Origin of the sequence: Aquabacter sediminis (assembly GCF_028863665.1) — a bacterium.
In the GTDB taxonomy this organism is placed as follows: domain Bacteria; phylum Pseudomonadota; class Alphaproteobacteria; order Rhizobiales; family Xanthobacteraceae; genus L1I39.
Genome location: NZ_JARBFX010000002.1, coordinates 186,382 through 208,472, shown reverse-complemented (window position 1 = coordinate 208,472; position 22,091 = coordinate 186,382). Strand labels below are relative to the sequence as shown.

The following is a 22,091-nucleotide window of genomic DNA, read 5'->3' as shown; positions in this document are numbered from 1 at the left end:
TCGTTCCCGTTTCGCCCCCATATTGGCGCCATGGCCAAAGCATCCCGTCCCGGCAAGCTCGGCGAGCGTTCACAACGCCATTTCGAGCCCGCGCCCGTCCAGACCCTCGATCCCGCGCTTGCCGCCTCACTGGGGCTGGCGCCCGGCGACCTCTCAGGCGACTTCGAGTCGGCGGGGGCCTCCGCCACTGTCGCGGCGCTGAGCCAGCTCATCGAGAAGGGCCGGCCGGAAGTGAACGGCCAGACCTGGGTGCCCCACCGCCCGCCGCGACCGGAAAAGAGCGAGGGCGGCGTCCGCTTCGTCATGAAGTCGGATTTCACCCCCTCCGGCGACCAGCCTCACGCCATCGCCGAGCTTTCGGAGGGCGTGCGGAACGGGGATCGCGACCAGGTGCTCCTGGGTGTCACCGGCTCGGGCAAGACTTTCACCATGGCCAAGGTGATCGAGACCTTGCAGCGGCCTGCCATCGTGCTTGCGCCCAACAAAACGCTGGCGGCGCAGCTCTATGGCGAGTTCAAGAGCTTCTTTCCCGACAATGCCGTGGAGTATTTCGTTTCCTATTACGACTACTACCAGCCGGAAGCCTACGTCCCCCGAACCGATACCTATATCGAGAAGGAATCCTCCATTAACGAGCAGATCGACCGCATGCGCCATGCGGCGACTCGCGCCTTGCTGGAGCGCGACGATGTCATCATCGTCGCCTCGGTCTCCTGCATCTATGGTATCGGCTCGGTGGAGACCTACTCCTCCATGACCTTCAAGCTGGAGGTGGGGGAGCGCATCGACCAGCGCCAGCTGATCGCCGACCTGGTCGCCCTGCAATACAAGCGCATCCAGTCCGATTTCGCGCGCGGCACCTTCCGGGTGCGAGGCGACAATATCGAGATTTTCCCCGCCCACTATGAGGACCGCGCTTGGCGCGTCTCGCTGTTCGGCGACGAGGTGGAGAGCATCGCTGAGTTCGACCCGCTCACCGGCCATAAGAGCGGAGACATGAAGTCCATCAAGGTCTACGCCTCGTCCCACTATGTGACGCCGCGTCCGACCTTGATCCAGGCCATTTCCGGCATCAAGAACGAGTTGCGGATGCGGCTCGACGAGCTCAATCGCATGGGCCGCCTGCTGGAGGCCCAGCGCCTGGAGCAGCGCACCCGCTACGACCTGGAGATGATGGAGGCCACCGGCGCCTGCGCGGGCATCGAGAATTATTCGCGCTGGCTCACCGGTCGCAAGCCGGGCGAGCCGCCGCCCACCTTGTTCGAATATGTGCCCGACAATGCCCTTGTCTTCATCGACGAGAGCCATGTGACCGTGCCGCAGATCGGCGCCATGTATCGCGGCGACTTTCGCCGCAAGGCGACGCTGGCCGAATATGGCTTCCGCCTGCCTTCGTGCATGGACAACCGGCCGCTGCGGTTCGAGGAATGGGAAGCCATGCGGCCCCAGACCGTCCATGTGTCCGCGACCCCCGGTGGCTGGGAGATGGACCAGACCGGCGGCGTGTTTGTGGAACAGGTGATCCGGCCCACTGGCCTCATCGATCCGCCCGTGGATATACGCCCCGCCCGCACCCAGGTGGACGACCTCCTGGGCGAGGTGCGCGCGGTGGCGGCGAAGGGCTATCGCACCCTCGTCACCGTGCTTACCAAGCGCATGGCCGAGGACCTGACCGAATATCTCCACGAGAACGGCATCCGCGTGCGCTACATGCATTCGGACATCGACACCATCGAGCGCATCGAGATCATCCGCGACCTCAGGCTCGGGGCCTTCGACGTGCTGATCGGCATCAACCTGCTGCGCGAGGGCCTCGATATTCCCGAATGCGGGCTGGTTGCGATCCTCGATGCGGACAAGGAAGGCTTCCTGCGCTCGGAGACCTCCCTCATCCAGACTATCGGCCGCGCGGCGCGCAATGTGGATGGCCGGGTCATCCTCTATGCCGACCACGAGACCGGCTCCATGCAGCGCGCGATGGCCGAGACCCAGCGCCGTCGCGAGAAGCAGGTCGCCTATAATGAGGAGCATGGCATCACGCCCGAGAGCGTGAAGAAGGCCATCGGCGACATCCTCAACTCGGTCTATGAGCGCGATCACGTCCAGGTGGATGCGGGCTTTGCCGAGGAAGGCGCCGCCTTCGGCCACAACCTCAAGGCGGTGATGGCGGACCTGGAAAAGCGCATGCGGGCGGCGGCGGCCGATCTCGATTTCGAGCAGGCGGCGCGCCTGCGCGACGAGATCAAGCGCCTCCAGGCCACCGAGCTTGCGGTGGCCGACGATCCCATGGCCCGCCAGGAGGCGGTGGACGACCGCACCGGCGGCTATCGCGGCGCCCGCAAATATGGCAACGCCGCCAATGAGCCGCCCAAGGCGTCCGGCAGGGCGGCGGGCAAGGGCCGCGGCAAGGCCGGCGCATCCGCCAACCCTGGTGCGGAGGATGGCCAAGCCCGTTACACGCCCGCTGGCGGGCCGCGCGAGATGGGCGAGATGCCGCTTTACGCCCCCAAGCCTTCCGCCCCCAAGCCTTCTTCCCGGGTGGCCAAGCCTTCCCTGGACGATATGGGTCCTGGCACTGACCGGGCCGAGCCCCTTTCCGCCTTGGACTTCCGGCCCGGCCCGCGGCCGGATCCCGGAACGAAGGGCTACCGCAAGGGTGGCCGGCGGAAAAACTGACGGCCGCCTGCTGGCGGTCAGTGAGCGCGGCTGCGCCCGAACGGGATGGGGGTGTTCCTCCGGCCGGCTGGCGGGAGGGGCGCCTGCGGGCTGGATAGCCTCCGAATCCTTGGGACAGGCCGCTCCTCCTCTTCCCAGCCCGGACCGCGTCGCGCGGGATTGGCGCGCGCGAAGGGATCTGGGGATGGCCAAAAGCGCATCGCGGCAGCCTTCTCCTACCTCCGACGCGTGCGAGATTGGGCCGTACTTCCGCCGCAATCCTTGACAGCTATGGCATTGCTCGCGCTTGGGGTCGGCTTGCGCGCGTTCTGGCTGATTTTCACGCATAGGACGGTTTCATGCCGGCGCCCCTGACGTTTCGCGGAGCCCTGCGCTTCGCGCTTGCCCCTTTGTTTCTCGCAGGATGTGCCACGGCGCCATTGGATGAGGCCGGGACGCTCTCCTCTTATTCCGGTCTGGCCCAGGCCGATGGACTCCTCGCCAAGTCCAAGCTGCGCGTGGACAAGGAAGGCGTCCTTGCGGCCAAGACCGTCCGCCTCGTGCCGACCGCCTTCTCGCCGGCGGTAAAGTCCGAAGGCATCTCGACCGAACAGCGCAAGCTCGTGGCCAATGCGGTGGATCGCTCGCTTTGCGCCGGCCTGAGCGAGCGCCTGAAGGTGGTGTCGGGCTCCGAGCCGGCGGACCTCACGGTTCATGCGGTCATCACAAACATGGCTGCGACCGACCCCACCGCCGTGGCTGCGACCAAGGCGGCTTCGGTGGCCAAGTCGGTGCTGCTGCCGGGCGTAACGGTCCCGACGCCCCGCTTGCCGATCGGGCTCGGCAGCCTCTCCATCGAGGCGGAGGCGCTGACATCCCGCGGAACTCAGGAGGCCGCGATGGTGTGGGGCCAGGGCGCCAATGCCCTGTCCGGCTCGGCACGCATCTCCCAGGTGGGCGACGCATACGAGCTCGCCGCAACCTTCGGAAATGATTTCAGCCAACTGGTGGTGACAGGCGAGAGCCCGTTCCAGAAACTGTCGGGCCCCCCCTCCGCGGAGCGCGTTCAGGCCTGGGCGGGTGGCACCCCGAAATATGCAGCCTGCGAGGCGTTCGGACGCGAACAGGGCGTTGGGGGGCTGTTCAGCAGTGCCGTGGGCTTGCCTCCCGAGTGGACCGACAAGGGGACTGGCGCGGCAACGGCCGAGGCGCAGCAGCCTGCGGGGCAATAGAGGCTCGGGCGGGCTCCCAGGCGCCCTGCATCCATGCCTCGCCCTTGTGCCGATGTCAGGCTCAGCCATCGCTGGTATAGATGTGACGGCGGAACACCTCGGCGACGGGGTGATGGAGGGGCCGGCCATGACAAGCCAAGCGCGGATTCTTGCCCTTCAGGGAGCGGACCGCGTGGGCGTGCGCCAAACCCTGGACGACGCGGCGCAGCGTTTTCGCGCCCGCGGGCTTCTTGTGCTGGGGGCTGTGGAGACCCTGCCGAACCCCATTGATCCAGACGATGTGCATCTCTTGGATCTGGCGAGCAATGCCCGCTACCCGCTGAACCAGAAGCTCGGACCGGGTGCAGCCGGATGCAGCCTTGATCCCCAGGGCCTCGCCGGGGCATGCGCTGCCGTGCAAGCCTCCATCGCTGCCCTTGATGGGAGCGAGGGGAGGACGTTGGTCATCCTCAGCAAATTCGGGCGGCAGGAGGCCGAGGGGCGCGGCCTGACGGACGCCTTTCATGCGGCGGTTCTGGCGGACCTGCCCATCCTTACCTCTGTTTCCCCGGCCGTTGCCGCGGCCTGGGCGCAATTTGCCGGTCCGCTCGCCCGATTTGCCGGAATGAGCCCCGATGAGATCGACGCGTGGTTTGATGAGATCTGAACCGCACTTCATCGGTACATGAGGTCAAGTGTCTGGCTCGCCTTGTTCTCTTCGGCTAAGACTCGTGCGGAGCCGGAGGGAGATAAGGCATGTCCATTCACGCTTGGCAGGTTGGCAGGGCAGGGAAGCACTCGGCTTTGGCGGCGTGCCTCGCCGGGCTACTGGCAGGTTGCACGTCCACGCCGGGTCCAAATTGGGGCACGGCAACCGTGACGGAGACCGACCCCTGGGGCGCCTACGAGGCCGTGGTGAGCGTTCCCGCTCCCACCGCGGGGCCCCGGGTCTTTCAATGCTCCGGCCCCTGGTCGCCCATGACCACGGAAGTCAATCTCATTGCCGATTTCGGCGCCCAGGCGATGAGCCGCGCCGACGTCCAGCAGCCGGGCGGCGGCATGGGCCCGGGATCGGTTCTGCTGGCGGGCGATCCCAAGCTGCGCGTCGACATCGCCTGGGCGGACGCCATCGGCTACACGACGCCCACCCGCCTCGCCTTCACGGATGAGACCGCCTGGAGCGTTGCGGGCGTCAGCATCGGCACCTCGATTGCGGATGTGCAGAAGGCCAATGGCCGCCCGTTCCGCCTGGTTGGCTTCGGCGGCGACAATGGGGGCGTGGTCACCGATTGGCAGGGCGGGCGTCTTGCCAGCATTCCCGGTCCGTGCCGCGTGGGCATCCAGTTCGCGATTCCGGCAACGGCTTCGGACTCCGCACAGGCAAAGGCGTCCGGTCCCAGGGTCTTTTCATCGACGGATCCTGCCATTCGAGCCTTGAACCCCACTGTTGGCCAGTTCTGGATCAATTACAAATGGTGATTGTGGCGGGTTAAATTCCTGTAAGGTCCAAATTCGCCGCGAAGTCGCCACAATTGAACCCGTGAAGTGCGCCCTCTTTGGAGGAAAGACATGGCACAGTTTCTTTCGCGTGGCGCAGTACTTGGTTTCGCTCTCGGCCTTGGTGTCGCTCTCGCCGGCGGCGCGGTGGTCACTTCTGCGGTCGCCTATCAGGGCGACATGGAAGCAGCCCTCGAGCAGCTCCGTGGCGCCCGGGCCAGCCTGGAGCGGGCGACCCCCAACAAGGGTGGCCATCGCGAGGCCGCCATCGGCCTCATTGACCAGGCCATCGTGCAGGTGAAGGAAGGCATCGCCTTCGCGGCGCGCTGAAGCTTGGCCGCGCACACTTCGGGCGCGGGGGACAAGCGATCGGAAGAGCCGGAGGGAAAAACCCATCCGGCTCTTTTCTTTGGTCCACCTTGCCGCGCGGCGCGGCGGCCCTCTCCAGCGGGCGTGGTCAAGGGCGGCCCCGACCGCCGTCAGACTGCCAATCCCAGAGCGCGAGACGAGTCCTTCGCCCTCCGTGCTGGACAGGCCGTTCCATTCCGTCGCATCACAGCGCAAGGAACCGGGCGCGGGGGCCGGACGAGGAGCGCAATGGACTGGATCTCTTTCTGGGACGGCAGCCACGCCATCTATACGAGCGAGCGGCACAAGCAGGTGCATTATGCCCGCATCGCCGCCGACATTGCCCGCTTCGTTCCAAGCCCGACCGCACGCGTCCTCGATTATGGCTGTGGCGAAGCGCTAGGGGCGGCTGAGCTGGCGCAGGCCTGTGGCAGTCTCACCTTAAGCGATGCCGCGCCAGGTGTGCGCCAGGGCTTGAAGGCCCGGTTTGCCCAGAGCGCACGCATCCAGATCATGTCACCGGAGGAGGTCGCCGCCTTGCCCGATGGCAGCTTCGACCTCATCGTGGCCAATTCCCTGCTGCAATACCTGTCGCCGGAGGTCCGCGACGGCCTGCTGGCCACATGGCGCCGCCTGTTGTCCAAGGACGGCACCTTGCTGATTGCCGATGTCATTCCGCCCCATGTGAGCGCCGTGCGCGATGCGCTGGCTTTGCTGCGCTTCGGCGCGGCGGAAGGGTTTCTCGGCTCGGCGATGCTCGGCCTCGTGCGCACCGTTTTCTCGCCCTATCGCAAGCTGCGCGCCGATCTCGGCCTGTCCCAATATGGCGAGGCGCAGATGCTGGACATCCTGGCCAAGGCCGGCTTTGCCGCGCGGCGGGTGCGGCCGAATGTGGGGCACAATCAGGAGCGCATGGCCTTCACCGCCACCCGCGCAGCGTGAAGGCGCAAAGCGCTAGGTTCCGCGCGCGCTCTTGTCGGCGAAGGCCCACAGCCGGTACCCGGAGAAGGTCCAGCACAGGACAAGGCCGCTCGTGAGCCCTTGGGCCAGCAGATAGAAGATGCCGAGCCGATGGGTGAAGAGATCCATCAGCACGCCGTTCAGCACAAAGGCGACTCCGGCCACCGCGAAATAGCGGGGCAGGGCGCCCGCATGGGAGCGGCTCGACTGGAAGGTGAAGGTGCTGTTCAGCGTGTAGGTGACGAGGGTTCCCACCACGAATCCCACCATGGACGCGGCCACCGGACCCAGTATCTCCCACTCCACCAGGCCCCCCAGCACCAAAAAATGGGCCACGAAGGCGGTGGCGCCCACGGCCACGAAGATGGCGAACTGGGTGATGAGGTGGCGGTTCTCCGAAAGGAGGCGCTTCAACAGGGACATGAGGCCGGAGGCTCCGCACAACGGGACCGATGGTCTTCCGTCGCGTTGAATTATGGTCTAAGGAAGCCAGATAGCGCGCCGGGCGAAGAGAATTCAACGCCGCGACGCCACCTCTACCGTCGAACGACGGAAAATCAATCCACAGGGGCGCGTGACCCGCGGCCCTTTTTTTGCGCCCGTCGAGCGCCAGCGAGACATGCCGAAACGCACTGACCTCGAAACCATCCTCATCATCGGCGCCGGCCCCATCGTGATCGGGCAGGCCTGTGAGTTCGATTATTCCGGAACCCAGGCGTGCAAGGCGCTGAAGGAGGAGGGTTACCGGGTGGTCCTGGTGAACTCGAATCCGGCCACCATCATGACCGATCCGGACATGGCGGATGCGACCTATATCGAGCCCATCACCTCCGAGATCGTCGCCAAGATCATCGAGAAGGAGCGGGGCGACCGCTCCAAGGGCTTTGCCCTTCTGCCGACCATGGGCGGCCAGACGGCGCTGAACTGCGCCCTGTCGCTCAAGAAGGACGGTGTGCTCGATCGCTTCGACGTGGAAATGATCGGCGCCACCGCCGAGGCCATCGACAAGGCCGAGGATCGCGAGCTGTTCCGCGAGGCCATGACCAAGATCGGCCTCCTGACGCCAAAGTCCCGCCAGATCAAGAACCTCGCCCAGGCGCTGGAAGCGCTCGACGAGGTTGGCTTGCCGGCCATCATCCGCCCCTCCTTCACCATGGGCGGCACGGGCGGCGGCATTGCCTACAACAAGGCCGAGTTCATCGAGATCGTGGAGCGGGGCATCGATGCCTCCCCCACCAACGAGGTCCTGATCGAGGAGAGTGTCCTCGGCTGGAAGGAGTATGAGATGGAGGTGGTCCGCGACAAGGCGGACAACTGCATCATCATCTGCTCCATCGAGAATCTCGATCCGATGGGCGTTCATACCGGCGATTCGATCACGGTCGCTCCGGCGCTGACGCTCACCGACAAGGAATACCAGATCATGCGCGACGCATCGCTTGCGGTGCTGCGCGAGATCGGCGTGGAGACCGGCGGCTCCAACGTGCAGTTCGCGATCAACCCCGAGGACGGGCGGATGATCGTGATCGAGATGAATCCGCGCGTGTCGCGGTCCTCGGCGCTTGCCTCCAAGGCGACGGGCTTCCCCATCGCCAAGGTCGCCGCGCGCCTCGCCGTTGGCTATACGCTGGACGAGATCGAGAACGACATCACCGGTGGCGCGACCCCGGCCTCGTTCGAGCCGACCATCGACTATGTGGTCACCAAGATCCCGCGATTCGCCTTCGAGAAGTTCCCGGGCGCCGAGCCGACCCTGACCACGTCCATGAAGTCCGTGGGCGAGGCCATGGCCATCGGCCGCACCTTCCAGGAAAGCCTCCAGAAGGCGCTGCGTTCGCTGGAGACTGGCCTCACCGGCCTCGACGAAATCGAGATCGGTGGCCTCGGCGCCGGCGACGACAAGAACGCCATCCGCGCCGCGCTCGGCACGCCGACGCCGGACCGCCTGCTCTATGTGGCGCAGGCCATGCGCCACGGCATGAGCGACGAGCAGATCCACGCGGCCTGCAAGATCGATCCCTGGTTCCTGGCCCAGATCCGCGGCATCGTGGATGCCGAGGACAAGGTCCGCAAGTTCGGCCTGCCCAAGACGGCCGGCCTGCTGCGCGGCCTGAAGAGCCAGGGCTTCTCGGATGCCCGTCTCGCCTCGCTCGCCGGGATCACCCAGGCCGAAGTGCGGGCCCATCGCCACGCGCTGAACGTGCGCCCGGTCTATAAGCGTATCGACACCTGCGCGGCCGAGTTCGCCTCTCCGACCGCCTATATGTACTCCACCTACGAGGCGCCCTTCGGTGGTGCGATGGCGGACGAATCCCAGCCGTCCAACGCCAAGAAGGTGGTGATCCTGGGTGGCGGGCCGAACCGGATCGGCCAGGGCATCGAGTTCGACTATTGCTGCTGCCATGCGGCCTTCGCCCTCAAGGATGCGGGCTACGAGGCCATCATGGTCAACTGCAACCCGGAGACGGTCTCCACCGACTATGACACGTCGGATCGGCTTTATTTCGAGCCGCTGACCGCCGAGGACGTGCTGGAGCTGATCGACCGCGAACGCACGGCCGGCACGCTGCATGGCGTCATCGTGCAGTTCGGCGGCCAGACGCCGCTGAAGCTGGCGCGCGCCCTTGAGGCGGCCAACGTCCCGATCCTCGGGACCTCGCCGGACGCCATCGACCTCGCCGAGGACCGCGACCGCTTCAAGACGCTCCTGGAGGAGCTGAAGCTGCGCCAGCCGGCCAACGGCATCGCCTATTCGGTGCAGCAGGCGCGCGATGCCTCTGCCGCGCTCGGCTTCCCGCTGGTGGTGCGTCCGTCCTATGTGCTGGGCGGCCGGGCCATGCAGATTCTGCGCGAGGAGCACCAGCTCGGCGACTATCTCATGGACACCCTGCCGGGCCTCGTCCCCCACGAGATCCGCGCGCGGTTCCCCAACGACAAGACCGGCCAGATCGACGCGGTGCTGGGTGAAAACCCGCTCCTGTTCGACCGCTATCTGTCGGACGCCATTGAGGTGGATGTGGACGCCCTGTGCGACGGCACGGACGTCTTCATCGCCGGCATCATGGAGCATATCGAGGAGGCGGGCATCCATTCGGGCGACAGCGCCTGCTCGCTGCCCCCGCACTCGCTCTCCCGCGACACCATCGACCGCCTGGGCGAGGAAACCCGCGCGCTGGCGCTGGCGCTCGGCGTGGTCGGCCTCATGAACGTGCAGTACGCGCTGAAGGACGACGAGATCTACGTGCTCGAAGTCAATCCGCGGGCCTCGCGCACCGTTCCCTTCGTCGCCAAGGTGATCGGCACGCCCATCGCCAAGATCGCGGCCCGTGTCATGGCCGGCGAGCCGCTGTCCGCCTTCAATCTGGAGCGCGCCAGCGTCAGCCATATCGCGGTGAAGGAAGCGGTGTTCCCCTTTGCCCGCTTCCCGGGCGTGGACACCGTGCTCGGCCCGGAGATGCGCTCCACCGGCGAAGTGATGGGTCTCGACACCGATTATGGCGTTGCCTTCGCCAAGAGCCAGCTGGGCGGCGGGACCAAGGTGCCCAAGTCCGGCACCGTGTTCGTCTCCGTGAAGGAGAGCGACAAGGCGCGCATCCTGCCCTCGATCCGCGTCTTGATCGAGCTCGGCTTCAAGGTGATCGCCACCTCCGGCACCCAGCGTTTCCTGGCCGAGAACGGCATCGAGGCCGGCAAGATCAACAAGGTGCTTGAAGGCCGGCCGCATATCGTCGACGCCATCAAGAATGGCGACGTGCAATTGGTGTTCAACACCACGGAGGGGGCGCAGGCCTTGTCCGACAGCCGCTCCCTCCGGCGCGCGGCCCTCTTGCACAAAGTGCCGTATTACACCACGCTGTCAGGTGCCATCGCGGCGACGCAGGGCATCAAGGCCTATGTGGGCGGCGACCTGAAGGTCCGCGCTCTGCAGAGCTATTTCGATGGCACCCAGGCGCCGGGCGTAAGCCGGGCGGGCTGATATCAGGGTCCGGGCGCGGGAACATGCGCCCCCACACCGGAGTTCGAACCGCTCAGATCGGCAAAATCTGAGCGGCGAGGGCTCCGGTCTGTCATGTCTTTATGAAGGTTGCCGGCTACATGTGGGAGGACAGTGTCTTCCCTTTGTCGGCCGGCGCGGTTGGGCTGCGGCACGCAGCTGTTGGCATGGGACGATCCAGCGGTGTCGTGCCGCCCGCCCAGCGTCGCCCTCACAGGCTTGCCCGGCTCTGCCGGGGCTTGCATCCGAGGCGGCGAGAATGGCGGGAGGTGCGGGGCCGCTTTGTCCCGTTTGAAATGTCGGTTGGCGATGATGGCTCGGTGAGCCCGCGCCACCACCATTCAACGCCGCCCCGCGCGGGGCGGCGGTGCGAGGAGGTCTCGAGCAGGACCCATGGAGAAGATTCCCATGACGGGGGACGGCTACGTCGCCCTGGAAAACGAATTGCGGCATCGCCAGCAGGTGGAGCGTCCGCGCATCATCAACGCCATCTCCGAGGCGCGGGCGCACGGCGACCTGTCCGAGAATGCGGAATACCATGCGGCGAAGGAGCAGCAATCCCTGAACGAGGGCCGCATCGCCGAGCTGGAGGACAAGCTTTCCCGCGCCGAGGTCATCGACGTCAGCAAGCTCTCCGGAGACACGGTGAAGTTCGGCGCCACCGTGACACTGGTGGATGAGGACACCGAGGAAGAGAAGGTCTGGCAGATCGTCGGCGACAGCGAAGCCGATGCAAAGGCCGGGCGGATCTCCATTTCCTCTCCGGTGGCCCGCGCGCTCATCGGCAAGAGCAAGGGCGCCAGCGTTGAGGTGGTGACTCCCAAGGGTCCACGGTCGTTCGAGATCGTCTCGGTCCGCTGGGCCTGACCTGATCCCGTGTTCAGCCGCCGGCGGGGCAGCCCGCCGGCCGGCTCGATCGTCAGCTTTCCCCATATGGGGGGCCGCCTTTCCCCGCGCGGGCGCCGTCTCTCAGCGCGCGGGGGCCGCCTTGGCCGTTTCGGGCACCAAGGGGACGATGGGCGCATTCTTCGTCTGCCCGAGGGATAGCGCGGTCTTTACGTTGCGGACGTTCGGTGCGGCTGTGATTTCCAGCACGAAATTCTGGAAGGTGCGCAGGTCGGGTGCCACGCACAGCATCAGGAAATCCACGTCTCCCGACAGCATCCAGGCGCCGCGAACCAGCGGCCAGCTGTCGATGCGGGCCCGAAACGCCGTCAGATCCGCTTCCGCCTGGCTGATGAGATGGACCATGGCGAAGGACATGAGGTCATAGCCGAGGCGCTTTTCATCCAGCAGCGCCCGATACCCCTGGATGATGCCGTCCTCTTCCAAAGCCCGCACCCGTCGCAGGCAAGGTGGCGCCGAGATGCCCACCCGCCGCGACAGCTCCACATTCGTCATCCGGCCGTCCAGCTGGAGCTCGGACAGGATCTTCCAGTCCACGGCATCGAGATGAATGGTCAAGGTGGTCCTCCCGCGGAAAGCGTCGGCACCTTAGTGCAGGGTTGCGGCAGTGCAACGAAATAATATTTCGTGATCGCCCATCCGCCCTTGCGTGAACCTCTCGCCTTGTGATGGTGCGTATCAGTCCCTACATTGATGCATGGCTCGCAGCCGGCCAGGCGCGGTGGCGTCGGACATTCCGACGCACGGGTTTCGCCCCGGCGCGATGCTTGTCGTTTCGAGGTTTTCATGCCTGCCCAACATGTAAAGGTCGTCATCATCGGCTCGGGACCGGCCGGCTATACGGCTGCCATCTATGCGGCGCGAGCGATGCTTCAGCCGGTGCTGATCGAGGGCATACAGCCCGGCGGCCAGCTCACCATCACGACGGATGTGGAAAACTATCCCGGTTTCGCGGATGTGATCCAGGGGCCCTGGCTCATGGATCAGATGCGCGCCCAGGCCGAGCATGTGGGCACCCGCATTGTCTCCGATCATGTGAATGGCCTGGACCTGACCCAGCGTCCCTTCCGCCTGACCACCGATTCCGGACAGGTCTATGTGGCCGAGACGGTCATCCTGTGCACGGGCGCCCAAGCCCGCTGGCTGGGCCTGCCCTCCGAGGACAAGCTGCGCGGCGGCGGCGTTTCCGCCTGCGCCACCTGCGATGGTTTCTTCTACCGCGGCAAGCAGGTGGTGGTGGTGGGCGGCGGCAATACCGCCGTCGAGGAAGCGCTGTTCCTCACCAATTTCGCCGCTCGCGTGACCCTGGTGCACCGGCGCGACAAGTTGCGGTCGGAACGGATCCTGCAGGATCGGCTGTTCGCCCATCCCAAGGTCCAGGTGATCTGGAACGCCGAGGTGGACGAGATCCTCGGCGAGGACGAGCCGCCGCGTGTCACCGGCGTGCGGCTGCGCGACGTGCGCACGGGAGCGCTCAGCGAGATGGCGACGGACGGGGTGTTCGTGGCCATTGGCCATGCGCCGGCGACCGCTCTTGTGGAAGGTCAGGTTCAGCTCAAGCCCAACGGCTATGTCTGGACCGCGCCCGATTCCACGGCGACCTCCGTGCCCGGCCTGTTCGCGGCCGGCGACGTGGCGGACGACGTGTTCCGCCAGGCGGTGACGGCGGCAGGGCGCGGCTGCATGGCGGCGCTTGAGGCCGAGCGTTTCCTGGCCGCCCACGAGGTGCAGACCGCCGCCGAATAAGGTTTCGCCGCGCCGTGGCTCAGCTGCGGCGCGGAAATGATCACAGCTTCTGAAAAGACAGATCCGGGCGCCGCAAGATGGCGTGATGTCCCGGGCCAGGGGGCACGCCAGGATGGATTGGGACAAGCTTAAGGTTTTCCATGTCGCGGCCGAGGCGGGCTCCTTCACACATGCGGGTGAGACGCTGGGGCTTTCCCAATCGGCGGTCAGCCGGCAGGTGTCGGCTCTGGAGCAGGAACTGAAGGTTCCCTTGTTCCATCGCCACGCCCGGGGCCTGATCCTGACCGAGCAGGGCGAGCTCCTCTACCGCACGGCGCATGAAGTCTTCCTCAAGCTCGAATCGGCGCGGGCCCAGCTCACCGACAGCCGGGAAAAGCCCAATGGCGAGCTGCGGGTCACCACGACGGTGGGCCTTGGCACGCATTGGCTGACGGCCCGGGTGGGCGAGTTCGTGGAACTTTATCCGGACATCCGCATCCAGCTCATCCTCACCGACGAGGAGCTGGATCTGGCCATGCGTGAGGCGGACGTGGCCATCCGCATGCGCCAGCCGGTGCAGCCTGACCTGGTGCAGCGCAAGCTCTTCACCGTGCATTTCCATGCCTATGCCTCGGCCGATTATATCAAGCGCCATGGTCATCCGCGGGGCGTGGACGAGTTGGACAAGCATCGCATCCTGCTCCTGGGCGGGCCGATCCCGAGCTATTTCCAGGGCCTGAACTGGCTGGAGCATGCCGGGCGCGACGGTGGGGCGCCCCGTGTGCCCGCCTTTGAGGTGAATTCGGTGTTGGGCCTGCGCCGGGCGGTGGAGCGCGGTGTGGGTATCGGTACGCTGCCGGATTACCTCACGGACGATGCCTCATCGCTGGTCCAGCTGTTCACGGACCGCGAGACGCCTAAATTGGAGGCATATTTCACCTATGCGCAGGAAATGCGCTCGGTAGCGCGCATTCAGGTCTTCCGAGACTTTCTGATTTCGAAGGCGCAGCGCTGGAATTACTGAATTGTGTCAGCTTGGCCGTGCCGGCGCCTTTTGCACCGCACAGAGCTAAGCGTCGGGCTCATGCCTGACATGCGGTCATTTCGCATTGCATTATGCCTAAGGTGAGGGCATTGTGTTGATGCGCTGCTTGCACCTTGTGCGGTGCAGCAGCTGTTCCCCTCTGGAAGGTTCGCCGCTCTGCGGCGATACTTGCCGGGCCTCGCAAGAGGTCCGGCACTTTTCTTTTTGGCGCCAGGCGCGCCGCAGCGATTCTCCTGCAAATGGGAAAGTGTTTTCGGCGCTGGTATGGGCGGTCCGCAAGAAGAGGGCGGCCCCAAAACTTGCGTGCGGGAACCCATGGCGTGCCCCTGCGTTGGTGGAGACCGGGATCCTTGAGGGCGCCGCGTGCCCTGGGAACCCGCCAATAAACTGGAGGGACCGCCATGATCCCCGTCGCCCATCTCCGCTCCTTCGCATCCTCGCCGGGCACCGATCCGATCCGGCCGCCCGAAGTGCCAATCCCGCCGCCCGCACCCTTGGAAGACCCGCCTCTGCCGCCGGAGCCCAATACGCCCGGTATCCCGCCGCTTCCCGAAGGCGATCCCTCCCACGAGCCGCGGCGCGAGCCGTTTCCCAATCCCCATCCGCTGCGGGACCCGCAGCCGCGGCCTGATGATCCCCTGCGCGGGGTCCATCTGCGCGCTTTCCAGTCGGACCTTTGGATCGGCTGGGGCTGATTGCGCGCGGCTGCCTTCGTGCCCTAGGCTCGCCAGATCCCGGCGAGGACCGGGGGCAGGAGGCTCGGCATGCGTGGCGGTAGCGAACGGACGGCGGAGAGCCAACCCCTTGCACCGGCACTCGTTTTGGATGCACCGCCGGCTGATTTCCTGGATGTGGGGGAGGTTCTCTCCAAGGCCCGATTCGACGTGCGCTACCATGGCAGCGACAATTTCGTCGGGACGCGGGTGGATGGCTACGAGGCGCCGCGCTGCTTCCTCACCCGCCCCGCCTGCGAGGCGCTGGGGGATGTGGCACGGGCAGTGGAGCGCGAGGGGCTCTCCCTGTTGATCTATGATTGCTACCGGCCCGCACGCGCGGTGGCCCATTTTGCCCGCTGGGCGGCCGATGCCGCAGACCTCAAGACGCGTGCGGAATATTATCCAGAGCTTGAAAAGACTCAGCTTTTCTCGCTGGGCTACATTGCCGCCCGCTCCGGGCACTCGCGGGGATCCACTCTCGATCTCACGCTCGCGGACCGCAACGGCGTGCCGCTGGACATGGGAACGCCCTTCGACCTGTTCAGCACCAGATCATGGCCGGGATCACCCGATGTCACCGCTGAACAGAGGGCGAATCGCGATTTCCTCGCTGACATCATGGGGCGGCACGGGTTCGATCCCTTCCATATGGAATGGTGGCACTTCACCTTGCGCGGCGAGCCGTTTCCGGACACCTATTTCGATTTTCCCATCCGCTGACTTTTTCTCTAAAAATCCTTTTGGATCAGCGCCTTAAGCTCAATGGAGCGGCGCTTCCTCCACCTTCAGCCGCCGGCCCCACAGGTCGAACAGCTGCCCCTCATTCAGCACCAGCCGGTCCTCCCGCACCCGTGCCTCCAGGGCCCGCAACTGGCTGCGGGCGTCTGGGTTGGGCAGGGGGCCGTCGACCGGCACGAAGGCGGCGCCGTCCCAGGGATGGCCGGAGCCGGCCAGCAGGCCGGCCATCTGGGGCCAGGTGACGTCGTCGCCGAGCACGTTCAGGAAGGTCGAGGCGAGCGGAGTGATGTCCGGCTCCGATATTTTCACCAGCAAAATCAGAGCGGTAAAGGATCCCTTCGCGGCGAAGGTGTCCTGTAGCCAGTCCTCGAAGTCGCTTGCGTTCGCCCGCTTGCCCCGGCCGGTGCGGCCCTTAGAAGTCGACACGGGGAGTCTCCGGCATATAGTGCTCGAACAGGTCCCAGAAGCTGCTCTCGCGGGTCTCGGCGTACCAATTCTCGAAGGCAGCCAATGCCTTGGCTGGATCGATCTCCTCCTCCTCCCGGCGCTCCTCCTCCGGTCGGGCGGCCGCGTACAGGGCCCGCGCGAGAGGGGCGAAATGGGCGAGGACCTCGGCGCGGGCGGGTGTCTCCTCATCCCAGCCGAAGCGGCTGCGGATAAGTGAAAACGCAGCGATTTCAGCGGTTTGCGGGCTCTCCGCAGAGATGGCCGAGGTGGCCACAAGGCGCAGGAAATTGGCGCGGCGATGGGCCTCGGCGCGGGCGTGGGCGAGGGCGGCGGCCCGGGCTTCCGCTTCCTTTCGGAAGGCGGTTTCGGCGGCGCCGGCCTCTTCGGCGCGGGCGGCAAGCTCGGCCAGGAAATCTGTGGCGCGGGTCATTTCGGCCTTTCCGATCAAGGACTTGTCGGGGGTCAGCGGGTCTTGGCTGGGGCAGGGGATGGCGGAAGAGAGTGGGAGTCGAACCCACCAAGGACCGGCTCGCGGCCCCTCCCGGATTTGAAGTCCGGACGCCCCACCAGGGACGCTTCTCTTCCATCGGCACGGGCCGAAACCTGTTCTGTCGCAAGAGCTTGCGGCGCGGTATCGGACACCCCGTCCATATCCTTCGCCGGCCCATCATCCACCGATGCGCGGAAGAGGTCCAGCCGGTGGCGGTTGATTCGGCGCAGATCTCCACGGCGCAAGGTGACCCCGTGGCGGTCGAAGAATTCCAGGATCTGGATCGCCACCTTGCGGCCGTTTTCCACCTGGTCGCGAAACTGGGCGGCGCTGAACTCGGTGTGATCTCGGCTTAGGCGCGCCAGAATATTGACCATCTCCGCCGTTGTTCCGCGGAGGAAGAAATGGTCGTGCGCGATCTCGTCCACGCGGCCCATCCGGCCGAGCAAACGCAGCATCCGGCGCATCTCCGGCTCGGTTTCTTCCAGCATGTTGGCAAGGTCGCGCACCCGGGGCGGGCGGAAGCGCTCGGTGCCGCCGATGAGGGGAGCGACCGTAGCCCACAGGGCTTCGTCCTTGGGGGTGAGGCGCACCTCGAAGCCGGCGCGGCGCACCCAGGCGCCGTCGAGGCTGACCAGATGCTCGGCCATCAGCCGGCGCAGCACAGCGCCGAAGGCGGGGGCGGGCAGGCGGGGTTCGATCTGGAGGCGCAGCTTCTCCTGGCCGAGGCCTGGCAGGTCGGGGTGAGCCAGATGGAAGGCGTCGAGGGTGGCCAGCGTCGCCGCGCGCAGGGCGGTCCAGGCGGCGGGGGCGACCACCAGGCCGTCTGCCGTCAGGGGGATAAGACCGAGGCCGGCGATCAGGGCGTCGGCGGCCCCGGCGCTGAGTGCGCGGTCGCGCGTGAAGGCCGCAAGGTCCAGGAGATAAGGCGGGGCGGCGAGGAGGGCGGCCACCGCCTCGGCGGGGTCGGTGAGGGCGTGGGCGGCCAATTGGGCGAGGCGCTCGGGCGTGCGGCGCTTGCGGGCGGGGCCGCGCAGGTCCAGGAAGCGCCCTCCGCCCACGGTGCGCTGGGCGGAGGTGTCGCGAATCACGAAGCGGTCGCCGGCGGCGGCCGCGATAGGGCGCTCGGTGACCAATTGCACGAGGCCACCTTGCCCGGGGGCAATGGGATCGCCCAGCAGCACCACGCGGGCGGCCACATCCACGGAGGCGGTATGGAGGCGCACGGGGAACCATTGGCCCACGGGCTTCAGTTCGCCCGGCAGCACCTTCAAGGTCGCGTCCAGATGGTCGGCCGGGGCGTGGAGGGTGGCATCAACAATCACGTCGCCCCGCGCGATCGCCTCCTTGGCGATGGCTTCGCCGGCAAGGTTCAGGCCGCAACGGTCGCCCGCGCGGCCCTGCTCGGCGGGGGTGTCCTGGGCGCGGATGGAGCGCACGCGGGCTTCAAGGCCGGTGGGGCTCACCACCACGCGGTCGCCCACCTTCACCGTCCCGGAAAGGACCGTGCCGGTGACCACGGTGCCGGCGCCGGCCAAGGTGAAGGAGCGGTCCACGGCCAGGCGGAACCGCCCGTCGGCGGCACGGTCCGGCGCGTGCCGGGCGGCTGCCACCAGATGGGCGCGCACCTCTTCCACCCCCGCGCCGGTGAGGGCGGAGACAGGCAGGACGGGTGCGCCTTGAAGGCTGGTTCCGGACAGCGCGCCTTCGATCTCGGCGGTGACAGCGCTGAGCCGCTCATCGTCCACGAGGTCGGACTTGGTGAGGGCGACAAGGCCCCGGTCGAGGCCGAGCAGGTCCAGGATGGCCAGATGCTCGCGGGTCTGCGGCATCAGGCCGTCATCGGCCGCCACCACCAGCAGCACGAAATCGATGCCGGTGGCCCCCGCCAGCATGGTGTGGACGAAGCGCTCATGGCCGGGCACGTCGATGAAGCCGAGCGTGCTCCCGCCCTCCACGGGCAGATAGGCAAAGCCCAGGTCGATGGAGATGCCGCGGGCCTTCTCCTCTTTCAGGCGGTCGGTCTCGACGCCGGTGAGCGCGCGCACCAGCGCGCTTTTGCCGTGGTCGATATGGCCGGCCGTCCCGATGATCATGCGCCGGCGGTCTCCGTCTGCGGGGCGGGCAAAGGCTGCTTGGCGCGGCGCACCGCCTCGGCGGCGCCCTCGGCGGTCAGCGCGCCGCGCACCGGCTCCAGGAAGGGGGCGGCCAGGCCGCTGCCGGCGGCTTCCGCGCGCAAGAGCCATTCATAGGCGGCCACCGGATCGCGCGGAACGCCGGCGCCCAGATGATAGGCGGCGCCCAGCATGGCCTGCCCGTCCGCATCGCCCCGCTCGGCGCCCATGCGCCACCAGCGGGCGGCCTCCGTCGGGTCGCGGGTGGTGGCAAGCGCATTGTGGGCCATCATGCCCAATCGCGTCATGGCGGTGGCGATGCCCTGCTCGGCGGCGGCCAGCGCCCAGCGCCGCGCCTCGCGGGGATCGGCGGGCATCACCTCACCTTCCAGCAGCATCCAGCTGAGCATATCCTGCGCCGGCCCGTCGCCCTGCACCGCCGAGGCGCGATAAAGCTCGGCGGCATGGGCATAGTCCTGCGGCACGCCTTCGCCCTTGAAATAGAGGGTGGCGAGATTGCGCTGGCCCACGGGGTCACCCGCCTGGGCGGAGGCAGCCAGCCACTGGCGGGCCAGCTCCATGTCCTTCTCGATGCCATAGCCTTCCGAGAAGCAGGCGCCGATATTGTTGGCGGCACGGGCATTGCCCATGCGGGCGAGCTTCTCCCACAGGTCGAGGGCGGTGTCATAGTCGCCGGTGCGCGCGGCATCCAATGCGCGGGCCATGGCCGCGTCCTGGTCGTTGAGGTCCACCGGCGCGGCGTCCGGCTTGGTCTCGGCGGATTTGCGCCCGAGAAGGCGATCAAGCCAGCTCATGGCGATCCTCCCATGCGGCGAAGGTGGCAAGGAAACCGGCCTCGTCCTCCAGGCACCGCAAATCGAGGAGGAGCGCGCCGTCCTCCATGCGGCCGATGACGGGCACCGGCAAAGCGCGCAGGCGGGTGGCGAGGGCGTCCAGCTTCCGGCCGGAGCCATCCGCCGGGGCGAGCGCAAGCGCGAGGCTGTCGAGGGTTTCCAGCGGCAGCGCCCCGGAGCCGATCTGGCTGCGGCAGGGCCGGGTGGTCACGGTGAAGCCCGGCCCCAGCCGCTCGCCGAGGGCGGGCACGAGGCGCGCGGCCAGTGGCGCCATTTCGGCGGGGGTGCGGGCCAGAAGGCGGAGCGTCGGCAGGCGGGCGGCCAGCCGGTCGGGGTCCTGATAGAGTTTCAGCGTTGCCTCCAGGGCGGCGAGGCGAATTTTGTCCACCCGCAGCGCCCGTTTCATGGGATTCTTGTTGATGCGCGCGATGAGATCGCGCCGGCCGACAATGAAGCCGGTCTGCGGCCCGCCCAGGAGCTTGTCGCCGGAGAAGGTGACGATATCAGCGCCCTCCGCCACGCATTCGCGCACGGTGGGTTCGTGCAGCAGGCCATGGTCGGCCAGATCAATGAGCGTGCCCGAGCCCAGGTCATTGAAAAGCGGCACTCCGGCCCCGTGAGCAATAGCGGCCAATTCGCGGGCGGGGACTTCCTTGGTGAAGCCCTGGATGCGGTAGTTGGAGGTGTGCACCTTCACCACCAGACCGGTCTCGGCGCCGAGCGCGCCCTCATAGTCGCGGGCATGGGTGCGGTTGGTGGTGCCCACTTCCACAAGGCGCGTGCCGGCGCGCGCCATGATGTCCGGCATGCGGAAGGCGCCGCCAATCTCGATCAGCTCGCCGCGCGAGACGATGCTGTCCTTGCCGTGCGCGAGGGTGTTCAGCACCAGCAGCACTGCGGCGGCATTGTTGTTGACGACGGTGGCGTCCTCGGCGCCCGTCAGCGCGCACAAAAGGCCGCGCACATGGTCGTCCCGCTCGCCGCGCTTGCCGCCGTCGAGGGCGAATTCCAGCGTCACCGCCTGCCGCATGGCGCGGGTTGCGGCCTCCACCGCCTCCTCCGCCAGCAAGGCACGGCCGAGATTGGTGTGCAGCACCGTGCCGGTGAGGTTGAAGACAGGCCGCAGGCTCGGCTGGGCCTGCGCGGCAAGCTGCGCCTCAACGGCCTTGGTGAGGGCGCCGAGCGCCTCGCCTTCGGAGAAGGGGAGCGTGCCGGCGCGCAGGGCCGCGCGGGCGGCGTCCAGGGCGTTGCGTGCGGCCGCCACCACCGGCGCGCGGCCATGGCGGACCACGGCCTCGGGGGCGGCGGAGAGCAACTGGTCCACGGAGGGCAAGGCGCGCAAGGCGCCCGCGAGAGCGGGTTTCTGCTCGGTCATGGCCGCCCTCAATAGCCGAGCAGGAAGGGATTGAAAGCGCCGCGCCGATAGGGCCCGTTCTTCATCAACAAATCGAGGGCAAGGCTCGCCACGTCGTCCGCCAGCGGCTCCACCAGCGGGTCCTTGGACTGGTACATGACCTTCACATAGCCGTGGCAGCTATCGCAGGTCTCCGCCTTCACGGCGCCGGAGCCGCCCTCCACCTCCTGGAGGCCGATCCCCTTGGTGGAGCCGCACAGCACGCAGCGCACGCGCACATGGTTCCACCAGGTGCCGCAGAGCGAACAGGCGCAATAGCGGGCGCCGGCAATCTGCGGCCAGTCCACCACCACGCTGGCGGCGGGCGGGCCGCCGCAGGTGGGACACACCCCCTGGCCGACTTCCACGAGGCCGGCCTCGTCGAGCCGTGCGGCGAGCCGGGCGAAATGCACCTGGAGGGCGGCGGCCACATAGACATGCTCGGCCAGCGCCTCCATGGGGATGGAATCGGCCAGCACGTTGCGCACCAAAGCGTCGCGGCCAGCGGGATCGGCCGCCTGCACGCGGGCGAGGGCGGCGGCGGCGGGAGCGGGCTTGTCGAGGCCCTCCAGCTTGGCGAGCAGGCGGTCCAGGGTCGCCTCGAAGGCGGGATCCTGGGTGAAGCGGGTGCGGTCGAGCGGCGGCATGCCATAGGCCCGCGCGCGCTCCAGGGTCTCCGCGTCCGGCCCTTCGGGGGTGGGGAGGGGGGCGGCCTCGTCGTGCTGGATGGCGTGCTGGGCGCTGGCGATGCCGGCCAGGAAGTTCAGATAGGCCGCCAGCATGCTGTCTTCGGTCAAGGCGGCGAGGCGGCGGGCGCGGATCTCGAACAGAGACAGGGGCGCGGGGAGCCGCGCGAAGGGTGGTTGCGGCACGCCGCCGATGACGCTCGGATCAGGCAGGACGGCGCTCGGAAAATCGGACATGGGGACCTCACGAACCTCACGGGTCACGTGGTTGAAAACGGGACGCGCGCCGGAGGCGAATGCGCGATGCGCCAC

Annotated in this window: 19 protein-coding genes, 1 tRNA gene and 1 pseudogene; 12 read left to right on the top strand and 9 right to left on the bottom strand. The window is 67.2% G+C overall.

The window, feature by feature from the left end:
• Positions 1-30: 30 nt before the first annotated feature.
• From uvrB to PV781_RS03955, 6 genes are all read left to right on the top strand, one after another.
• A complete protein-coding gene (gene uvrB / locus PV781_RS03980) occupies positions 31-2,676 on the top strand; it encodes an excinuclease ABC subunit UvrB (RefSeq protein ID WP_274774333.1) in 2,646 nt (881 codons plus the stop codon).
• Between the two features lie 338 nt (positions 2,677-3,014).
• On the top strand, positions 3,015-3,887 hold the full coding sequence (locus PV781_RS03975) for a DUF3313 domain-containing protein (RefSeq protein WP_274774332.1): 873 nt from the start codon (positions 3,015-3,017) through the stop codon (positions 3,885-3,887).
• A gap of 127 nt (positions 3,888-4,014) precedes the next feature.
• Positions 4,015-4,533, top strand: coding sequence for a DUF2478 domain-containing protein (locus PV781_RS03970; protein ID WP_274774331.1), 519 nt, complete (start codon positions 4,015-4,017; stop codon positions 4,531-4,533).
• Positions 4,534-4,742: 209 nt separating this feature from the next.
• Positions 4,743-5,345: a hypothetical protein gene (locus PV781_RS03965; RefSeq protein ID WP_274774330.1), complete on the top strand. Its 603-nt coding sequence runs from the start codon at positions 4,743-4,745 to the stop codon at positions 5,343-5,345.
• 90 nt (positions 5,346-5,435) lie between these two features.
• Positions 5,436-5,693 (top strand): hypothetical protein, encoded by a 258-nt coding sequence (locus tag PV781_RS03960; protein WP_274774329.1) that lies wholly within the window; start codon positions 5,436-5,438, stop codon positions 5,691-5,693.
• A 267-nt stretch (positions 5,694-5,960) separates the two neighbouring features.
• Positions 5,961-6,653: a class I SAM-dependent methyltransferase gene (locus PV781_RS03955; protein WP_274774328.1), complete on the top strand. Its 693-nt coding sequence runs from the start codon at positions 5,961-5,963 to the stop codon at positions 6,651-6,653.
• A gap of 12 nt (positions 6,654-6,665) precedes the next feature.
• Here the strand turns inward: PV781_RS03955 and PV781_RS03950 are convergent, their stop codons facing one another.
• Positions 6,666-7,094 carry a GtrA family protein gene (locus tag PV781_RS03950; protein WP_274774327.1) on the bottom strand — a complete coding sequence of 143 codons (429 nt, stop codon included), beginning with the start codon at positions 7,092-7,094 and terminating at the stop codon, positions 6,666-6,668.
• A gap of 196 nt (positions 7,095-7,290) precedes the next feature.
• On the opposite strand from PV781_RS03950, the gene carB reads away from it, so the two are divergent.
• Both carB and greA read left to right on the top strand, forming a co-directional pair.
• On the top strand, positions 7,291-10,647 hold the full coding sequence (gene carB, locus PV781_RS03945; protein ID WP_274774326.1) for a carbamoyl-phosphate synthase large subunit: 3,357 nt from the start codon (positions 7,291-7,293) through the stop codon (positions 10,645-10,647).
• Between the two features lie 411 nt (positions 10,648-11,058).
• Positions 11,059-11,532: a transcription elongation factor GreA gene (greA, locus tag PV781_RS03940; protein WP_274774325.1), complete on the top strand. Its 474-nt coding sequence runs from the start codon at positions 11,059-11,061 to the stop codon at positions 11,530-11,532.
• Between the two features lie 102 nt (positions 11,533-11,634).
• Here greA and PV781_RS03935 read toward each other — a convergent pair whose 3' ends face one another.
• The gene (locus tag PV781_RS03935) at positions 11,635-12,129 is read right to left on the bottom strand and encodes an Lrp/AsnC family transcriptional regulator (RefSeq protein ID WP_274774324.1); all 495 of its coding nucleotides are present in this window, start codon (positions 12,127-12,129) and stop codon (positions 11,635-11,637) included.
• Between the two features lie 228 nt (positions 12,130-12,357).
• On the opposite strand from PV781_RS03935, the gene trxB reads away from it, so the two are divergent.
• From trxB to PV781_RS03915, 4 genes are all read left to right on the top strand, one after another.
• Positions 12,358-13,317, top strand: a complete 960-nt coding sequence (gene trxB, locus PV781_RS03930) for a thioredoxin-disulfide reductase (RefSeq protein ID WP_274774323.1) — start codon at positions 12,358-12,360, stop codon at positions 13,315-13,317.
• A gap of 112 nt (positions 13,318-13,429) precedes the next feature.
• Entirely contained in the window at positions 13,430-14,320 is an 891-nt protein-coding gene (locus PV781_RS03925) for a LysR family transcriptional regulator (protein ID WP_209104617.1), read from the top strand.
• A 422-nt stretch (positions 14,321-14,742) separates the two neighbouring features.
• Entirely contained in the window at positions 14,743-15,036 is a 294-nt protein-coding gene (locus tag PV781_RS03920) for a hypothetical protein (protein ID WP_274774322.1), read from the top strand.
• 69 nt (positions 15,037-15,105) lie between these two features.
• The gene (locus PV781_RS03915; RefSeq protein WP_274774321.1) at positions 15,106-15,777 is read left to right on the top strand and encodes a M15 family metallopeptidase; all 672 of its coding nucleotides are present in this window, start codon (positions 15,106-15,108) and stop codon (positions 15,775-15,777) included.
• Positions 15,778-15,816: 39 nt separating this feature from the next.
• Here PV781_RS03915 and PV781_RS03910 read toward each other — a convergent pair whose 3' ends face one another.
• The 7 genes and pseudogenes from PV781_RS03910 to fdhE form a co-directional block, all read right to left on the bottom strand.
• Entirely contained in the window at positions 15,817-16,221 is a 405-nt protein-coding gene (locus tag PV781_RS03910; protein ID WP_274774320.1) for a hypothetical protein, read from the bottom strand.
• On the bottom strand, positions 16,208-16,672 hold the full coding sequence (locus tag PV781_RS03905) for a hypothetical protein (RefSeq protein ID WP_274774319.1): 465 nt from the start codon (positions 16,670-16,672) through the stop codon (positions 16,208-16,210). The genes PV781_RS03910 and PV781_RS03905 overlap by 14 nt, the downstream gene beginning before the upstream one ends.
• Positions 16,673-16,731: 59 nt before the next feature.
• A tRNA-Sec gene (locus PV781_RS03900) sits at positions 16,732-16,827 on the bottom strand.
• Between the two features lie 183 nt (positions 16,828-17,010).
• A pseudogene (selB, locus tag PV781_RS03895) lies at positions 17,011-18,828 on the bottom strand (selenocysteine-specific translation elongation factor); the annotation flags it as partial.
• Entirely contained in the window at positions 18,825-19,661 is an 837-nt protein-coding gene (locus PV781_RS03890; RefSeq protein ID WP_274774318.1) for a tetratricopeptide repeat protein, read from the bottom strand. The pseudogene selB and the gene PV781_RS03890, both read right to left, overlap by 4 nt.
• On the bottom strand, positions 19,648-21,075 hold the full coding sequence (selA, locus tag PV781_RS03885; RefSeq protein WP_274774317.1) for an L-seryl-tRNA(Sec) selenium transferase: 1,428 nt from the start codon (positions 21,073-21,075) through the stop codon (positions 19,648-19,650). Before selA ends, PV781_RS03890 begins: the two co-directional genes overlap by 14 nt.
• 8 nt (positions 21,076-21,083) lie before the next feature.
• Positions 21,084-22,016 carry a formate dehydrogenase accessory protein FdhE gene (gene fdhE, locus PV781_RS03880; protein WP_274774316.1) on the bottom strand — a complete coding sequence of 311 codons (933 nt, stop codon included), beginning with the start codon at positions 22,014-22,016 and terminating at the stop codon, positions 21,084-21,086.
• Positions 22,017-22,091: the final 75 nt, after the last annotated feature.